Here is a 13,707-nt window from a genome sequence, read left to right on the forward strand (position 1 = left end):
GGGGGGGGGAGGGGAGGGGGTTGGGGGGCTTTTTTAAACCGGGGGGTGAAAGCGGGGCTCCCGGTGGGTCGACAGAAGAGCAGAAACGCCGCCCCTTCCCCCCCCCCCCCCGGGGGGGGAGAGGGCTGGGGTGAGGGGGATGGATCTACCGGAAAAAACACAGAAATCGAGATCACACTGAACGCTCTATGACATCACTCACCCTCACCCATCTCGCCTGGACACCTCTGGGCCACGGCCACTGCCATCACCAGTTCCAGCTGCGTGACGCCTCGTTGCAAGTGGCCGCCGGTGAGTTCGTCGGGCTGATCGGGCCCAATGGCAGCGGCAAGACCAGCCTGTTGCGCTGCGCCTACCGTTTCAGCCAGCCGGAACACGGTGAGGTCAGACTCGATCACCACAACGTGTGGAAGCAATCTTCACGCTGGTGCGCGCAACGCATCGCCGTGGTGCTGCAGGAATTCCCCGACGCCTTCGGCCTGACCGTCGAAGAAGTGGTCGCCATGGGCCGCACGCCACACAAAGGCCTGTTCGACGGCGACACGCTGGAAGACCGTCAGCTCGCCACCCAGGCACTCAAATCCGTGGGACTCGACGGCTTCGAAGACCACGCGTTCGCCACCCTGTCCGGCGGTGAAAAACAACGCGTGATCCTCGCCCGGGCCCTGACCCAGCAACCGCAACTGTTGATCCTCGATGAGCCGACCAACCACCTCGACCCGCGCTATCAGCTGGAACTGCTGCAACTGGTCAAGCGTTTGCAGATCGGCACCCTGGCAAGCATTCACGACCTGAACCTCGCCGCCGCGTTCTGCGACCGTTTGTATGTGATCAACCACGGTCGCATCATCGCCAGCGGCACGCCGCAAGAAGTCCTGACCGTCGAACTGCTGCGCGACGTGTTCGGCGTCGAAGCATTGATCGACCCCCACCCCCTCCACGGCTACCCGCGAATCACCTGGATAACCCGACCATGACTGTGCGCTCCCTGCTTTGCCTCGCTCTGCTGCTGGGCACCACCCACGCCTTTGCCGAGGCCACCAAGTACCCGCTGACGATCCAGAGCTGCAACCGTGAAGTCACCTTCAAGGAAGCGCCGAAGCACGCGGTCAGTCACGACATCAACATGACCCAGATGATGCTCGCCCTCGGCCTCAAGTCGAAGATGGCCGGCTACAGCGGCGTCAGTGGCTGGAAGTCGGTAACGCCTGAAATGCAGAGCCTGCTCGACGGTCTGCCGGAACTGGCAGCCAAGTACCCGTCGGTGGAAACCCTGCTCAACGCCAACGTCGATTTCTTCTTCGCCGGCTGGGACTACGGCATGCGCGTCGGTGGCGATCTCACGCCGCAGACCCTGCAACCGCTGGGCATCAACGTCTATGAACTGACCGAGTCCTGCGCCTTCGTGATGAAGCGCCCCGCCGCCACGCTGGACGACACTTACAACGACCTGCGCAACCTCGGAAAGATTTTCGACGTGCAGGATCGCGCCAACGCGCTGATCGCCGACATGCAAAGTCAGGTCGCCGAAGTCCGCAAAGACCTGCCCGCCGAGAAACCACGGGTGTTCCTGTACGACAGCGGCGAAGACCGCGCCATGACCTCCGGCCGCCTCGGCATGCCGCAAGCGCTGATCGACGCCGCCGGCGGGCGCAACATTCTCGATGACGTCGAAGCGAGCTGGACCCGGGTCAACTGGGAAACCGTGGTCGAGCGCAATCCGCAGGTGATCGTGATCGTCGACTACAGCGAAATCACCGCCGAGCAGAAGATTGAATTCCTGCTGAAGAACAAGGCGCTGCAATCGGTGGACGCGATCAAGAACCAGCGCTTCATCGTCATCCCTTACGTGCAGGCCACGCCGGGGATCGACAACGTGCTGGCAGTTGAAACCTTGGCCAAAGGTTTCCACGGCGAATGATCAATCGTCGTTACGGCTGGCTGCTGATTGCCCTCGGCGCGGTGTTGCTGGTGTCGTGCGTGGTGTCGCTCGGTTTCGGCCCGGCGCGGGTGCCGGTGGACGTGGTGTGGCGGATTCTGCTGCACAAACTGTTCGGCCTCGGCGTACCGGACTGGAGCGCCGGCCAGGAACACATCGTCTGGCTGATCCGCGTGCCGCGCATGTTGCTCGGTGCATTGGTGGGCGCCGGGCTGGCGTTGATCGGCGCGGTGCTGCAAGCAGTCACGCGAAATCCGCTGGCCGATCCGCACCTGCTCGGCGTCACCTCCGGCGCCACCCTCGGCGCGGTGATCGTGGTGCTGCACGTCGGTGAAATCGTCGGCCTGCTGACCTTGCCGATTGCCGCGTTCATCGGCGCATTGCTGAGCATGTTTCTGGTGCTGGGCATCGCCAACCGGCAGGGTCGGCTGGACAGTGATCGTCTGCTGCTGTGCGGTGTGGCGGTGTCGTTCGTGATGATGGCGATCGCCAATCTGCTGTTGTTCATGGGCGATCACCGCGCCAGTTCGGCGGTGATGTTCTGGATGCTCGGCGGCCTCGGTCTGGCACGCTGGGAATTGCTCGCGGTGCCGGCGCTCAGCGTGTTGCTCGGGTTGATTTTGCTGCTGGGCCTGGCCCGGCCATTGAACGCCTTGATGGCCGGCGAACAGACCGCCGTCACCCTCGGCCTGGATGCCCGGGCGGTGCGTCTGCGGGTGTTCGTGATTGCTTCGCTGATGACCGGGGTGCTGGTGTCGATCAGCGGCTCCATCGGTTTTGTCGGGCTGATGGTGCCGCACATTGCCCGGCGCCTGATCGGTGCCGAGCACCGGCGTCTGCTGCCGGTGTGCGTGTTGCTCGGCAGCGTCTTTCTCGTCTGGGTAGACGTCGCCGCACGCACGTTGATAGCCCCCGAAGACCTGCCCATTGGCGTCGCCACCGCAGCCCTCGGTGGCCTGTTCTTCATCGGCCTGATGCGCCGCCGCTGAATCCTCCGGGTGCGCCCCAATCTGGCGCACCCCGCTGCACCTTTGCATGCAACACGTCCTCTCATGGTGCGCCGACTCTGTGCGCAACCGCTCTAAACCGACATTTCCCTGCCCAAACCCGACCGGGCACAGCCCTTGCAAAACAGCCTTCAGTCGTTCGCATCTGCCAACCATAAAAAACTTTAACGTTCATGGAGATCGCACAATGAAGCGTCGCAGTTTGATCAAGGCTTTCACACTCACGGCATCCATTGCCGCGATGGGCATGACCTGGACCGTACAGGCCGCCGAGACCATCAAGGTCGGGATTCTGCATTCGTTGTCCGGCACCATGGCGATCTCCGAAACGTCGCTCAAGGACATGGCGTTGATGACTATCGACGAGATCAACGCCAAGGGCGGAGTGAACGGCAAGATGCTCGAACCGGTGGTGGTCGACCCGGCGTCGAACTGGCCGTTGTTCGCGGAAAAGGGCCGGCAGTTGCTGACGCAGGACAAGGTCGCGGTGGTGTTCGGCTGCTGGACCTCGGTGTCGCGCAAATCGGTGCTGCCGGTGTTCGAAGAACTCAACGGCCTGCTGTTCTATCCGGTGCAATACGAAGGTGAAGAGATGTCGCCGAACGTGTTCTACACCGGCGCCGCGCCAAACCAGCAAGCGATCCCGGCGGTTGAATACCTGATGAGCGAAGAAGGCGGCAGCGCCAAGCGCTACTTCCTGCTCGGCACCGACTACGTGTATCCGCGCACTACCAACAAGATCCTGCGTTCGTTCCTGCATTCCAAAGGCGTAGCGGATAAAGACATCGAAGAGGTCTACACCCCGTTCGGCCACAGCGACTATCAAACCATCGTCGCCAACATCAAAAAATTCTCGGCCGGCGGCAAGACCGCTGTGATCTCCACCGTGAATGGCGACTCCAACGTGCCGTTCTACAAAGAGCTGGCCAACCAGGGCCTTAAGGCGACCGACGTACCGGTGGTGGCATTCTCGGTGGGTGAAGAAGAACTGCGTGGCATCGACACCAAACCGCTGGTGGGCAACCTCGCGGCGTGGAACTACTTCGAATCGGTGGATAACCCGGCGAACAAGAAATTCGTCGCCGACTGGAAAGCCTACGCGAAGAAACACAACCTGCCGGGCGCCGACAAAGCGGTGACCAACGACCCGATGGAAGCCACTTACGTCGGCATCCACATGTGGGCGCAGGCGGCGGAGAAAGCCAAATCGACCGACGTCGACAAGGTCCGCGAAGCGCTCGGCGGCCAGACCTTCGCCGCGCCGTCCGGCTACACCCTGACCATGGACAAGACCAATCACCACCTGCACAAACCGGTGATGATCGGCGAGATCCAGAGCGACGGTCAGTTCAACGTGGTGTGGCAGACCGAGGGGCCGATTCGGGCGCAGCCCTGGAGTCCGTTCATTCCGGGTAATGACAAGAAGCCGGAGTATGCGGTGAAGAGCAACTGAGTCAGGTCTGGAGTGAGGGAACGGCTTGAGATCCATCCCCCTCACCCCAGCCCTCTCCCCAAGGGGGCGAGGGGGAAAGGGAGCCGATCTTCAAGCCTTTCAAAGCCTGAGTTCGACTCGAATCTGCAAGTTGCAGCACATCGCTCAAGCACCTCGGTCAGTCCCCTCTCCCTGAGTGAGAGGGGAAAGGGAGTAGATCTTCAAGCTTTTCAAAGCCTGAGTTCGACTCGAATCTGAAGGTTGCAGCACATCGCTCAAACACCTCGGTCAGTCCCCTCTCCCTCCGGGAGAGGGTTAGGGTGAGGGGGCGGTTGAACAGGACACCACCAATGCCAACTGCCATCTACCGCTTTATCTGCGCCATCGCACTGCTGCTGCCGATGGCCGTCCATGCTGGGGATGCGGAAGACTTCGTCGCCGCCAACCCCACCCAACAGGCCAAACTGCTGGAAGCCTGGGCCGCGCAGCCCGATCCGGCCCGCATCGAACTGATCAACGCCCTGCAACAAGGCGAACTGACCGTCGACGGCCAACCCAAAACCCTGCGCCTGAACAATCGCCTGCGGGGTCTGATCGACACCGCACTGGCCAGCCACCAATTGCTCGCCGCCGACGCCAAAACCCGTCTGACTGCCGCGCAGCAATTGCAGAAAAGCGCCAAACCCGCGCAGCTGAAATTCCTCGACCAGCAACTGGCTGGCGAAACAGATGAAAGCGTCCACGCGGCCCTGAGCCTGGCGCTGGCCAATCTGCAACTGGTCGACACCGACCCGGCGGTGCGCCTCGCGGCCGTGCGTCTGCTCGGTGAAACCGGCGACCCATTGGCTCGTACTCGCCTCGAAGGCTTGCTCGAACCCGGCGTAGAAACCGACGCCAACGTGCGCACCGCCGCCGAAACCAGCCTCGCCCAGGTCAAGCGCAAACTGCTGGTTGGCGAACTGCTCGGCCAGGCCTTCAGCGGCATGTCCCTCGGTTCGATTCTGTTGCTCGCGGCGCTGGGGCTGGCGATCACCTTCGGCCTGCTCGGTGTGATCAACATGGCCCACGGCGAAATGCTGATGCTCGGTGCTTACTCGACCTACGTCGTTCAGTTGATGTTCCAGCGCTACGCACCGCAGGCCATCGAGTTCTATCCGCTGATCGCGCTGCCGGTGGCGTTCTTCGTCACCGCCGCCATCGGCATGGCCCTGGAGCGCACGGTGATCCGTCATCTCTACGGCCGCCCACTGGAAACCCTGCTCGCCACCTGGGGCATCAGCCTGATGCTGATTCAGCTGGTGCGCCTGGTGTTCGGTGCGCAGAACGTTGAAGTGGCGAACCCGGCGTGGCTGTCCGGCGGGATTCAGGTGTTGCCGAATCTGGTGCTGCCGTACAACCGCATCGTGATCATCGCCTTCGCCCTGTTCGTGGTGGTGCTGACCTGGTTGCTGCTGAACAAGACTCGCCTCGGTCTGAACGTGCGCGCCGTCACCCAGAACCGCAACATGGCCGCCTGCTGCGGCGTGCCTACCGGTCGCGTCGACATGCTCGCCTTCGGCCTCGGCTCGGGCATCGCCGGACTCGGTGGCGTGGCCCTGAGCCAGATCGGCAACGTCGGCCCGGACCTCGGCCAGAGCTACATCATCGACTCGTTCCTGGTGGTGGTGCTCGGCGGTGTCGGCCAACTGGCCGGCAGCGTGTTCGCCGCGTTCGGCCTGGGCATCGCCAACAAGATTCTCGAACCGCAGATCGGTGCGGTGCTCGGCAAGATCCTGATCCTCGCGCTGATCATTCTGTTCATCCAGAAACGTCCGCAAGGCCTCTTCGCACTGAAAGGACGGGTGATCGACTGATGAACCAGCCTCTACTTGTCACGGCCACACAAAAGGCCGGCCCCAAAGTCACCCTAGCCATCGGCGCGGTGGTTCTCGCGTTGCTGATCGCCCTGCCGCTGCTGTCGCTGTTGCCGGCGGACAGTGCGCTGCACGTTTCCGCTTACACCCTGACGCTGGTCGGCAAGATTCTCTGCTACGCCATCGTCGCCCTCGCACTGGATCTGGTCTGGGGTTACGCAGGTCTTTTGTCGCTGGGTCACGGTCTGTTCTTCGCCCTCGGCGGTTATGCGATGGGCATGTACCTTATGCGCCAGGCTGCCGGCGATGGTTTGCCGGCGTTCATGACCTTTCTGTCTTGGACGGAATTGCCGTGGTACTGGAGCGGCACCGGCAACTTCCTCTGGGCGATGTGCCTGGTAGTGTTGGCGCCGGGATTGCTAGCGCTGGTGTTCGGTTTCTTCGCCTTCCGTTCGCGGATCAAGGGCGTGTATTTCTCGATCATGACCCAGGCCCTGACCTTCGCCGGGATGCTGCTGTTTTTCCGCAACGAGACCGGCTTCGGCGGCAACAACGGTTTCACCAATTTCCGCACGATCCTCGGTTTCGGCATCACCGAACCCGGTACTCGCGCGGTGCTGTTTCTGGCGACGGTGTTGCTGCTGGTGGCGAGCCTGTTCATCGGCTGGCGCCTGGCCCGCAGCAAGTTCGGCCGGGTGCTGACCGCGTTGCGCGATGCGGAAAACCGCCTGATGTTCTGCGGCTACGATCCGCGCGGTTTCAAGCTGTTCGTCTGGGTGTTGAGCGCGGTGTTGTGTGGTCTGGCCGGCGCGCTGTACGTGCCGCAGGTGGGGATCATCAACCCGAGTGAAATGTCGCCGACCAACTCGATCGAAGCCGCCGTGTGGGTGGCCCTTGGCGGGCGCGGCACGCTGATCGGCCCGCTGCTCGGCGCCGGTGTGGTCAACGGCATGAAGAGCTGGTTCACCGTGGCCTTCCCCGAATACTGGCTGTTCTTTCTCGGCGCGCTGTTCATCGTCGTGACGTTGTACCTGCCCAAAGGCGTGATCGGTCTGCTGAAGAAACGAGGTGAATCATGAGAGTCACGGCGAGCGCTGAATTCATGCTGGAACCGGCGTTTTTCCCGGTGGAGCCGAACAAGGACGAAGGCACCAGCCGCGACTCGATCGGCCTCGGGCAACGCGTCGGTCCGGGCCTCGACACCCGTCACGGCACGATCCTGACCCTGGAAGACATCAGCGTCAGCTTCGACGGTTTCCGGGCGCTGAACAATCTGAACCTGTACATCGGCGTCGGCGAACTGCGCTGCATCATCGGCCCCAACGGCGCGGGCAAGACCACGCTGATGGACGTGATCACCGGCAAGACCCGCCCGAGTCATGGCAAGGCGTGGTTCGGCGAAACCCTCGACCTGACGCAGATGAGCGAAGTGCAGATCGCCCAGGCCGGCATCGGTCGCAAGTTCCAGAAACCCACAGTGTTCGAAGCGTTGAGCGTGTTCGAGAACCTGGAACTGGCGCAGAAAACCGACAAGTCGGTGTGGGCCAGTCTGCGGGCAAAGTTGAGCGGCGAGCAGAAAGACCGGATCAGCGAAGTGCTCGACACCATTCGCCTGACCACTTCAGTCAACCGTCCGGCGGGGCTGCTGTCCCACGGGCAGAAACAGTTTCTGGAAATCGGCATGTTGCTGATGCAGGACCCGCAATTGCTGCTGCTCGATGAACCGGTGGCGGGCATGACCGACGCCGAAACCGAGTTCACCGCCGAGCTGTTCAAGTCGCTCGCGGGCAAGCACTCGCTGATGGTGGTGGAACACGACATGGGTTTCGTCGGCTCGATTGCCGACCACGTCACGGTGTTGCATCAGGGCAGCGTGCTGGCCGAAGGATCGCTGGAACAGGTGCAGGACAACGAGCGCGTGATCGAAGTCTATCTCGGCCGCTGAAGAGGAATTGAACATGCTGCAAGTCGACAAGCTGCACCAGTACTACGGCGGAAGCCACATCCTGCGTGGCCTGAGCTTTGACGTGAAGGTCGGCGAAGTGACCTGCCTGCTCGGGCGTAACGGCGTGGGCAAGACCACGCTGCTCAAATGCCTGATGGGCCTGTTGCCGGCCAAGGAAGGCGCGGTGAACTGGGAGGGCAAACCGATCACCACGTTCAAGCCGCATCAACGGGTGCACGCCGGGATCGCCTACGTGCCGCAGGGTCGGGAGATCTTCGGCCGGCTGACTGTGGAAGAGAATCTGCTGATGGGTCTGTCGCGATTCCCCGGCAGCGAAGCCAAGGAGGTTCCGGCGTTCATTTACGAGCTGTTCCCGGTGCTGCTGCAAATGAAACAGCGGCGCGGTGGTGACTTGTCCGGCGGTCAGCAACAGCAGCTCGCGATTGGCCGCGCACTGGCCAGCCGTCCGCGACTGCTGATCCTCGACGAACCCACCGAAGGCATCCAGCCGTCGGTGATCAAGGAGATCGGCGCGGTGATCAAGAAGCTCGCGGCCCGTGGCGACATGGCGATTCTGCTGGTGGAGCAGTTTTACGATTTCGCCGCGGAACTGGCCGATCAGTACCTGGTGATGTCCCGGGGCGAGATCGTGCAGCAGGGCCGTGGCGAAAATATGGAAGCCGAAGGTGTACGCGGGCTGGTGACTATTTGAGGTTACGGTCTAATCTGTAGCGTCCTAACGATAATCAGAAAACATGAACTTACCTGTTGCGACTGCCCTGTTTACCCCGAGCTGGCACGCCGAGCTGGAGCTGGCCTACGCCCGCTTCGGCGATTGCACGCGGCCGACCCGACGCCGGCACCTCGGCCCGCTGCGGGTGCAAAAGCATCTGTACGCCGAAGGGCCTGAGGTCTGTCAGCACATCATCGTCCACCCGCCGGGCGGGATTGCCGGGGGTGACCGGCTGGACATCAGCGCTCGCGTCGAACAAGGCGCCTGGGCGCAGATCACCAGCCCCGGCGCGGCCAAGTGGTATCGCGCGGCGGGGCCCGCTTATCAGTCGCTGAACCTGCATGTCGCCGATGGCGCGACACTGGAATGGCTGCCTCAGGAGACCATCGTCTACAGCGCCGCCCAGGCTGAACTCACGACTGCGATCGAGCTTGAAGGCGATGCGCGGCTGTTCTACTGGGACGTGGTGGCACTCGGGCGTCCAGCCAGTGGCGAGCGCTTCGATCTTGGGCATTTCCAGGCGCATCTGGATATTCGCCGTGATGGCCGGTTGTTGTGGCATGAGCGCCAGCGCATCGTCGGCGATGACGGTTTGCTTGATTCGCCGATCGGGCTGGATGGCAATCCGGTTTTTGCGACGTTGCTGGTGACCGGTGAAGTCGATGCTGAATTGCTGGAGCGCTGCCGCTCGCTGGAGCACGACGTGCGCGGGGATCTGACGCAGTTGCCCGGTCTGTTGGTCGCCCGTTGCCTGGCCAGTGAAGCGTTGCTGGCGCGTGGGTGGTTGATCGATCTGTGGCGATTGCTCAGGCCTGCGCTGCTCGGCCGTGAAGCTCAGCCGCCGAGAATCTGGAGTACTTGAGGGCCAGCCCCTCACCCCCCGCCCTCTCCCCGGAGGGGAGAGGGAGCCTGACCGAGGAGCCTGAAAAGAATTTGTTAACTCAAGAATGTTGCTGACTGACCCGGCCATGACAAAAAACCGAAATCAGTCCCCTCCCCCAGAGAAAGAGGGAGCCTGACCGGGGTGACCGCTGGAAATGTTTCAGACACAAGAATTCAACTGACTGAACTGGCCATTGAAAACGACCGAGTTCAGTCCCCTCTCCCTCCGGGAGAGGGCTAGGGTGAGGGCTGGGTCTGACTGACACCCCTCAAACCGAAAGAACCACACAAATCTGCCCAAATGGATTTCAAACGATGGACCTGACCCCACGCGAAAAAGACAAGCTGCTGATCTTCACCGCCGGCCTCGTTGCCGAGCGGCGACTGGCCCGTGGCGTGAAACTCAACTACCCGGAAGCCATGGCTTTCATCTCGGCGGCGCTGCTCGAAGGCGCCCGTGACGGCCAGACCGTGGCCGAACTGATGCACTACGGCACCACCCTGCTGACCCGCGATCAGGTGATGGAAGGCATCCCGGAAATGATCCCGGAGATCCAGGTCGAAGCGACGTTCCCCGACGGCACCAAACTGGTCACCGTCCATCAACCGATCGTCTGAGGCCGCGCCATGACTTACACCATCCGCGATGCACTGCACGCCGACCTGCCGGCGATCCGCGACATCTACAACGACGCCGTGCTCAACACCACGGCGATCTGGAACGAATCCCCGGTCGATCTCGGCAACCGTCAGGCGTGGTTCAGTGCGCGCCAGGCCCAGGGTTATCCGATCCTGGTGATCGTCGACGCCGACAACACCACCCTCGGCTACGCTTCGTTCGGTGACTGGCGGCCGTTCGACGGTTTCCGCCACACCGTCGAGCATTCGGTCTACGTGCGCAGCGACCAGCGCGGCAACGGCCTCGGCCCGCAACTGATGACCGCGCTGATCGAACGCGCGAAGACCTGCGACAAGCACGTCATGGTCGCCGCCATCGAAAGCGGCAACGCCGCGTCGATCCGCCTGCACGAGCGCGCCGATTTCATCACCACCGGGCAGATGCCGCAAGTCGGCACCAAATTCGGCCGCTGGCTCGACCTGACCTTCATGCAACTGACCCTCAATCCTGGCGCGGAGCCGCCGCCCGCCCACAAGGAGTGACACCGATGAACCCCGCCCAACTGCGACGCGTCAATGCTGAAAGTTTTGCGCACTATCGTCAGGGCCTGATCGACCTGCTGCTCGACGCCGTGGGTTATGGCGCCAGCGTCGGCTTCATGGCCGATCTCGATGCCACACAGGCCCGCGCTTATTTCGACGATGTGCAGGACAACCTGAACAAGGGCAGCGTCTTGCTGTGGGTGGTGGTCAAGGACGAACAGGTGCAGGCCAGCGTCCAGTTGAGCCTGTGCCAGAAGGCCAACGGCCTGAACCGCGCCGAGGTGCAAAAACTGCTGGTGCGCGAACACGCCCGGCGGCGCGGCCTCGGCCAGCAGTTGATGGAAGCGCTTGAGCTGGCAGCCCGCCAATACAAGCGCGGCATGCTTTACCTCGACACCGAGGCCGGTTCCCCCGCCGAAGATTTCTACAAGGCCCTGGGTTACACCCGCGCCGGGGAAATTCCCGACTACGCCTGCGACCCGAACGGCACCTATCGCCCGACGGCCCTCTACTACAAAGTCCTGCAAGGAGCGAACTGATGATTCCCGGCGAGTACAAAATCCAGCCCGGCGACATCGAACTCAACGTCGGTCGTCGCACCGTCAGCCTGAAAGTGGCGAACAGCGGCGACCGGCCGATCCAGGTCGGCTCGCACTATCACTTTTTCGAAACCAATGACGCCCTGACCTTCGACCGCGCGGCCAGCCGTGGCATGCGCCTGAACATTCCGGCGGGCACGGCCGTGCGCTTCGAGCCGGGACAAAGCCGCGAAGTGGAACTGGTGGATTACGCCGGACATCGCCGGGTGTTCGGGTTTGCCGGGCGGGTCATGGGGGACCTCTGAGTCCGCGTGTACCGCTGCCCCTCACCCCAGCCCTCTCCCAGGGGAGAGGGAGCCGATTGGGGGCATTTCAAACCCTGAGCTCGACTCGACATCTCAGGTCGATGTATGTCGAAAGAAACACGCGATCAGTCCCCTCTCCCTCCGGGAGAGGGTTAGGGTGAGGGTCAATGGCTCACCGCGATTTCTCTGAAGGACGCTAGATGAAGATTTCCAGACAAGCCTACGCCGACATGTTCGGCCCCACCGTCGGCGACAAGGTGCGCCTGGCCGACACCGAGCTGTGGATCGAGGTCGAACAGGACTTCACCACCTACGGCGAAGAAGTGAAATTCGGCGGCGGCAAAGTGATCCGCGACGGCCAGGGCCAGAGCCAGTTGCTGGCGGCCGAAGTGGTCGACACCGTCATCACCAACGCGCTGATCATCGACCACTGGGGCATCGTCAAAGCCGACGTCGGCCTCAAGGACGGACGCATCGCCGCCATTGGCAAGGCCGGCAACCCGGACGTGCAGCCCGGCGTGACCATCGCCATCGGCGCCAGCAGCGAAGTGATCGCCGGCGAAGGCATGATCCTCACCGCTGGCGGCATCGACACCCACATCCACTTCATCTGCCCGCAGCAGATCGAAGAAGCGCTGATGAGCGGCGTCACCACCATGATCGGCGGCGGCACCGGGCCGGCCACCGGCACCAATGCAACGACCTGCACTTCTGGGCCGTGGCACCTGGCGCGGATGCTCCAGGCCGCCGACGCGTTCCCGATGAACATCGGCCTCACCGGCAAGGGCAACGCCAGCCTGCCGGAGCCTCTGATCGAGCAGGTCAAGGCCGGCGCCATCGGCCTCAAGCTGCACGAAGACTGGGGCACCACCCCGGCGAGCATCGACAACTGCCTGAGCGTCGCCGACCAGTACGACGTGCAAGTGGCAATTCACACCGACACCCTCAACGAGTCCGGTTTCGTCGAAACCACCCTCGGCGCGTTCAAGGGCCGCACCATCCACACCTATCACACCGAAGGTGCCGGTGGCGGCCATGCGCCGGACATCATCAAGGCCTGCGGTTTCGCCAACGTGCTGCCGAGTTCGACCAACCCGACCCGGCCGTTCACCCGCAACACCATCGACGAACACCTCGACATGCTGATGGTCTGCCACCACCTCGACCCGAGCATTGCCGAAGACGTGGCGTTCGCCGAAAGCCGCATCCGCCGCGAAACGATTGCCGCCGAAGACATCCTCCACGACCTCGGCGCGTTCTCGATGATCAGCTCCGACAGCCAGGCCATGGGCCGCGTCGGCGAAGTCATCACGCGCACCTGGCAGACCGCCGACAAGATGAAAAAGCAGCGCGGCCCACTCGCGCAGGACGGCGAAGGCAACGACAACTTCCGCGCCAAACGCTACATCGCCAAGTACACGATCAACCCGGCGATCACCCACGGCATCAGCCATGAAGTGGGTTCGGTGGAAGTCGGCAAATGGGCCGATCTGGTGCTGTGGCGCCCGGCATTCTTCGGCGTGAAACCGACGCTGATCCTCAAGGGCGGCGCCATCGCCGCCAGCCTGATGGGCGACGCCAACGCGTCGATCCCGACGCCACAACCGGTGCACTACCGCCCGATGTTCGCCAGTTACGGCGGCTCGCTGCATGCCACCAGCCTGACCTTCATCAGTCAGGCGGCGCAGGCGTCGGGACTGCCCGAAGCGTTGGGTTTGAAGAAGAAAATCGCCGTGGTCAAAGGTTGCCGCGACGTGCAGAAGACCGACCTGATCCACAACGATTACCTGCCCAACATCGACGTCGACCCGCAGACCTACCAGGTCAAGGCCGACGGCGTGTTGCTCTGGTGTGAACCGGCCGAAACCCTGCCGATGGCGCAGCGTTACTTTCTGTTCTGAAGTGAAGCCC

The 13,707-nt window shown here is 62.7% G+C and carries 14 protein-coding genes; all 14 read left to right on the plus strand.

From position 1 onward, the window contains the following. Positions 1-188: 188 nt before the first annotated feature. The 14 genes from M5G18_RS23070 to ureC all read left to right on the plus strand — a co-directional run bounded on the left by M5G18_RS23070 (position 189) and on the right by ureC (position 13,697). Positions 189-977, plus strand: coding sequence for an ABC transporter ATP-binding protein (locus M5G18_RS23070; protein WP_273897084.1), 789 nt, complete (start codon positions 189-191; stop codon positions 975-977). Beyond that, the gene (locus tag M5G18_RS23075; protein WP_273897083.1) at positions 974-1,921 is read left to right on the plus strand and encodes an ABC transporter substrate-binding protein; all 948 of its coding nucleotides are present in this window, start codon (positions 974-976) and stop codon (positions 1,919-1,921) included. The genes M5G18_RS23070 and M5G18_RS23075 overlap by 4 nt, the downstream gene beginning before the upstream one ends. Continuing rightward, positions 1,918-2,928: a FecCD family ABC transporter permease gene (locus M5G18_RS23080; protein WP_273897082.1), complete on the plus strand. Its 1,011-nt coding sequence runs from the start codon at positions 1,918-1,920 to the stop codon at positions 2,926-2,928. Before M5G18_RS23075 ends, M5G18_RS23080 begins: the two co-directional genes overlap by 4 nt. 205 nt (positions 2,929-3,133) lie before the next feature. Further along, entirely contained in the window at positions 3,134-4,399 is a 1,266-nt protein-coding gene (gene urtA, locus M5G18_RS23085; RefSeq protein ID WP_007950596.1) for an urea ABC transporter substrate-binding protein, read from the plus strand. Between the two features lie 329 nt (positions 4,400-4,728). Further along, positions 4,729-6,231, plus strand: coding sequence for an urea ABC transporter permease subunit UrtB (urtB, locus tag M5G18_RS23090; protein ID WP_273897081.1), 1,503 nt, complete (start codon positions 4,729-4,731; stop codon positions 6,229-6,231). Next, the gene (urtC, locus tag M5G18_RS23095) at positions 6,231-7,310 is read left to right on the plus strand and encodes an urea ABC transporter permease subunit UrtC (RefSeq protein WP_085667741.1); all 1,080 of its coding nucleotides are present in this window, start codon (positions 6,231-6,233) and stop codon (positions 7,308-7,310) included. The genes urtB and urtC overlap by 1 nt, the downstream gene beginning before the upstream one ends. Next, positions 7,307-8,176 carry an urea ABC transporter ATP-binding protein UrtD gene (gene urtD / locus M5G18_RS23100; protein WP_007950599.1) on the plus strand — a complete coding sequence of 290 codons (870 nt, stop codon included), beginning with the start codon at positions 7,307-7,309 and terminating at the stop codon, positions 8,174-8,176. The genes urtC and urtD overlap by 4 nt, the downstream gene beginning before the upstream one ends. 13 nt (positions 8,177-8,189) lie before the next feature. Then, positions 8,190-8,888, plus strand: a complete 699-nt coding sequence (gene urtE / locus M5G18_RS23105; protein ID WP_007950600.1) for an urea ABC transporter ATP-binding subunit UrtE — start codon at positions 8,190-8,192, stop codon at positions 8,886-8,888. A gap of 43 nt (positions 8,889-8,931) precedes the next feature. After that, a complete protein-coding gene (locus M5G18_RS23110; RefSeq protein ID WP_273897080.1) occupies positions 8,932-9,771 on the plus strand; it encodes an urease accessory protein UreD in 840 nt (279 codons plus the stop codon). A gap of 335 nt (positions 9,772-10,106) precedes the next feature. Further along, positions 10,107-10,409, plus strand: coding sequence for an urease subunit gamma (gene ureA / locus M5G18_RS23115; RefSeq protein WP_007950602.1), 303 nt, complete (start codon positions 10,107-10,109; stop codon positions 10,407-10,409). Positions 10,410-10,418: 9 nt separating this feature from the next. After that, positions 10,419-10,952 carry a GNAT family N-acetyltransferase gene (locus tag M5G18_RS23120; RefSeq protein ID WP_273897079.1) on the plus strand — a complete coding sequence of 178 codons (534 nt, stop codon included), beginning with the start codon at positions 10,419-10,421 and terminating at the stop codon, positions 10,950-10,952. 5 nt (positions 10,953-10,957) lie between these two features. After that, positions 10,958-11,491: a GNAT family N-acetyltransferase gene (locus M5G18_RS23125; protein ID WP_273897078.1), complete on the plus strand. Its 534-nt coding sequence runs from the start codon at positions 10,958-10,960 to the stop codon at positions 11,489-11,491. Next, positions 11,491-11,796 (plus strand): urease subunit beta, encoded by a 306-nt coding sequence (locus tag M5G18_RS23130; protein ID WP_007950605.1) that lies wholly within the window; start codon positions 11,491-11,493, stop codon positions 11,794-11,796. The genes M5G18_RS23125 and M5G18_RS23130 overlap by 1 nt, the downstream gene beginning before the upstream one ends. A gap of 200 nt (positions 11,797-11,996) precedes the next feature. Beyond that, positions 11,997-13,697, plus strand: a complete 1,701-nt coding sequence (gene ureC, locus M5G18_RS23135) for an urease subunit alpha (RefSeq protein ID WP_085685440.1) — start codon at positions 11,997-11,999, stop codon at positions 13,695-13,697. Positions 13,698-13,707: the final 10 nt, after the last annotated feature.

It is taken from the genome of Pseudomonas aphyarum (assembly GCF_028657055.1).
Lineage (GTDB): Bacteria > Pseudomonadota > Gammaproteobacteria > Pseudomonadales > Pseudomonadaceae > Aquipseudomonas > Aquipseudomonas aphyarum.

What these genes read in the sequence shown, in the direction of transcription:
- M5G18_RS23070 (WP_273897084.1), top strand. Translation starts at nt 189, where the DNA reads ATGACATCACTCACCCTCACCCATCTCGCCTGGACACCTCTGGGCCAC.
- M5G18_RS23075 (WP_273897083.1), top strand. Translation starts at nt 974, where the DNA reads ATGACTGTGCGCTCCCTGCTTTGCCTCGCTCTGCTGCTGGGCACCACC.
- M5G18_RS23080 (WP_273897082.1), top strand. Translation starts at nt 1,918, where the DNA reads ATGATCAATCGTCGTTACGGCTGGCTGCTGATTGCCCTCGGCGCGGTG.
- urtA (WP_007950596.1), top strand. Translation starts at nt 3,134, where the DNA reads ATGAAGCGTCGCAGTTTGATCAAGGCTTTCACACTCACGGCATCCATT.
- urtB (WP_273897081.1), top strand. Translation starts at nt 4,729, where the DNA reads ATGCCAACTGCCATCTACCGCTTTATCTGCGCCATCGCACTGCTGCTG.
- urtC (WP_085667741.1), top strand. Translation starts at nt 6,231, where the DNA reads ATGAACCAGCCTCTACTTGTCACGGCCACACAAAAGGCCGGCCCCAAA.
- urtD (WP_007950599.1), top strand. Translation starts at nt 7,307, where the DNA reads ATGAGAGTCACGGCGAGCGCTGAATTCATGCTGGAACCGGCGTTTTTC.
- urtE (WP_007950600.1), top strand. Translation starts at nt 8,190, where the DNA reads ATGCTGCAAGTCGACAAGCTGCACCAGTACTACGGCGGAAGCCACATC.
- M5G18_RS23110 (WP_273897080.1), top strand. Translation starts at nt 8,932, where the DNA reads ATGAACTTACCTGTTGCGACTGCCCTGTTTACCCCGAGCTGGCACGCC.
- ureA (WP_007950602.1), top strand. Translation starts at nt 10,107, where the DNA reads ATGGACCTGACCCCACGCGAAAAAGACAAGCTGCTGATCTTCACCGCC.
- M5G18_RS23120 (WP_273897079.1), top strand. Translation starts at nt 10,419, where the DNA reads ATGACTTACACCATCCGCGATGCACTGCACGCCGACCTGCCGGCGATC.
- M5G18_RS23125 (WP_273897078.1), top strand. Translation starts at nt 10,958, where the DNA reads ATGAACCCCGCCCAACTGCGACGCGTCAATGCTGAAAGTTTTGCGCAC.
- M5G18_RS23130 (WP_007950605.1), top strand. Translation starts at nt 11,491, where the DNA reads ATGATTCCCGGCGAGTACAAAATCCAGCCCGGCGACATCGAACTCAAC.
- ureC (WP_085685440.1), top strand. Translation starts at nt 11,997, where the DNA reads ATGAAGATTTCCAGACAAGCCTACGCCGACATGTTCGGCCCCACCGTC.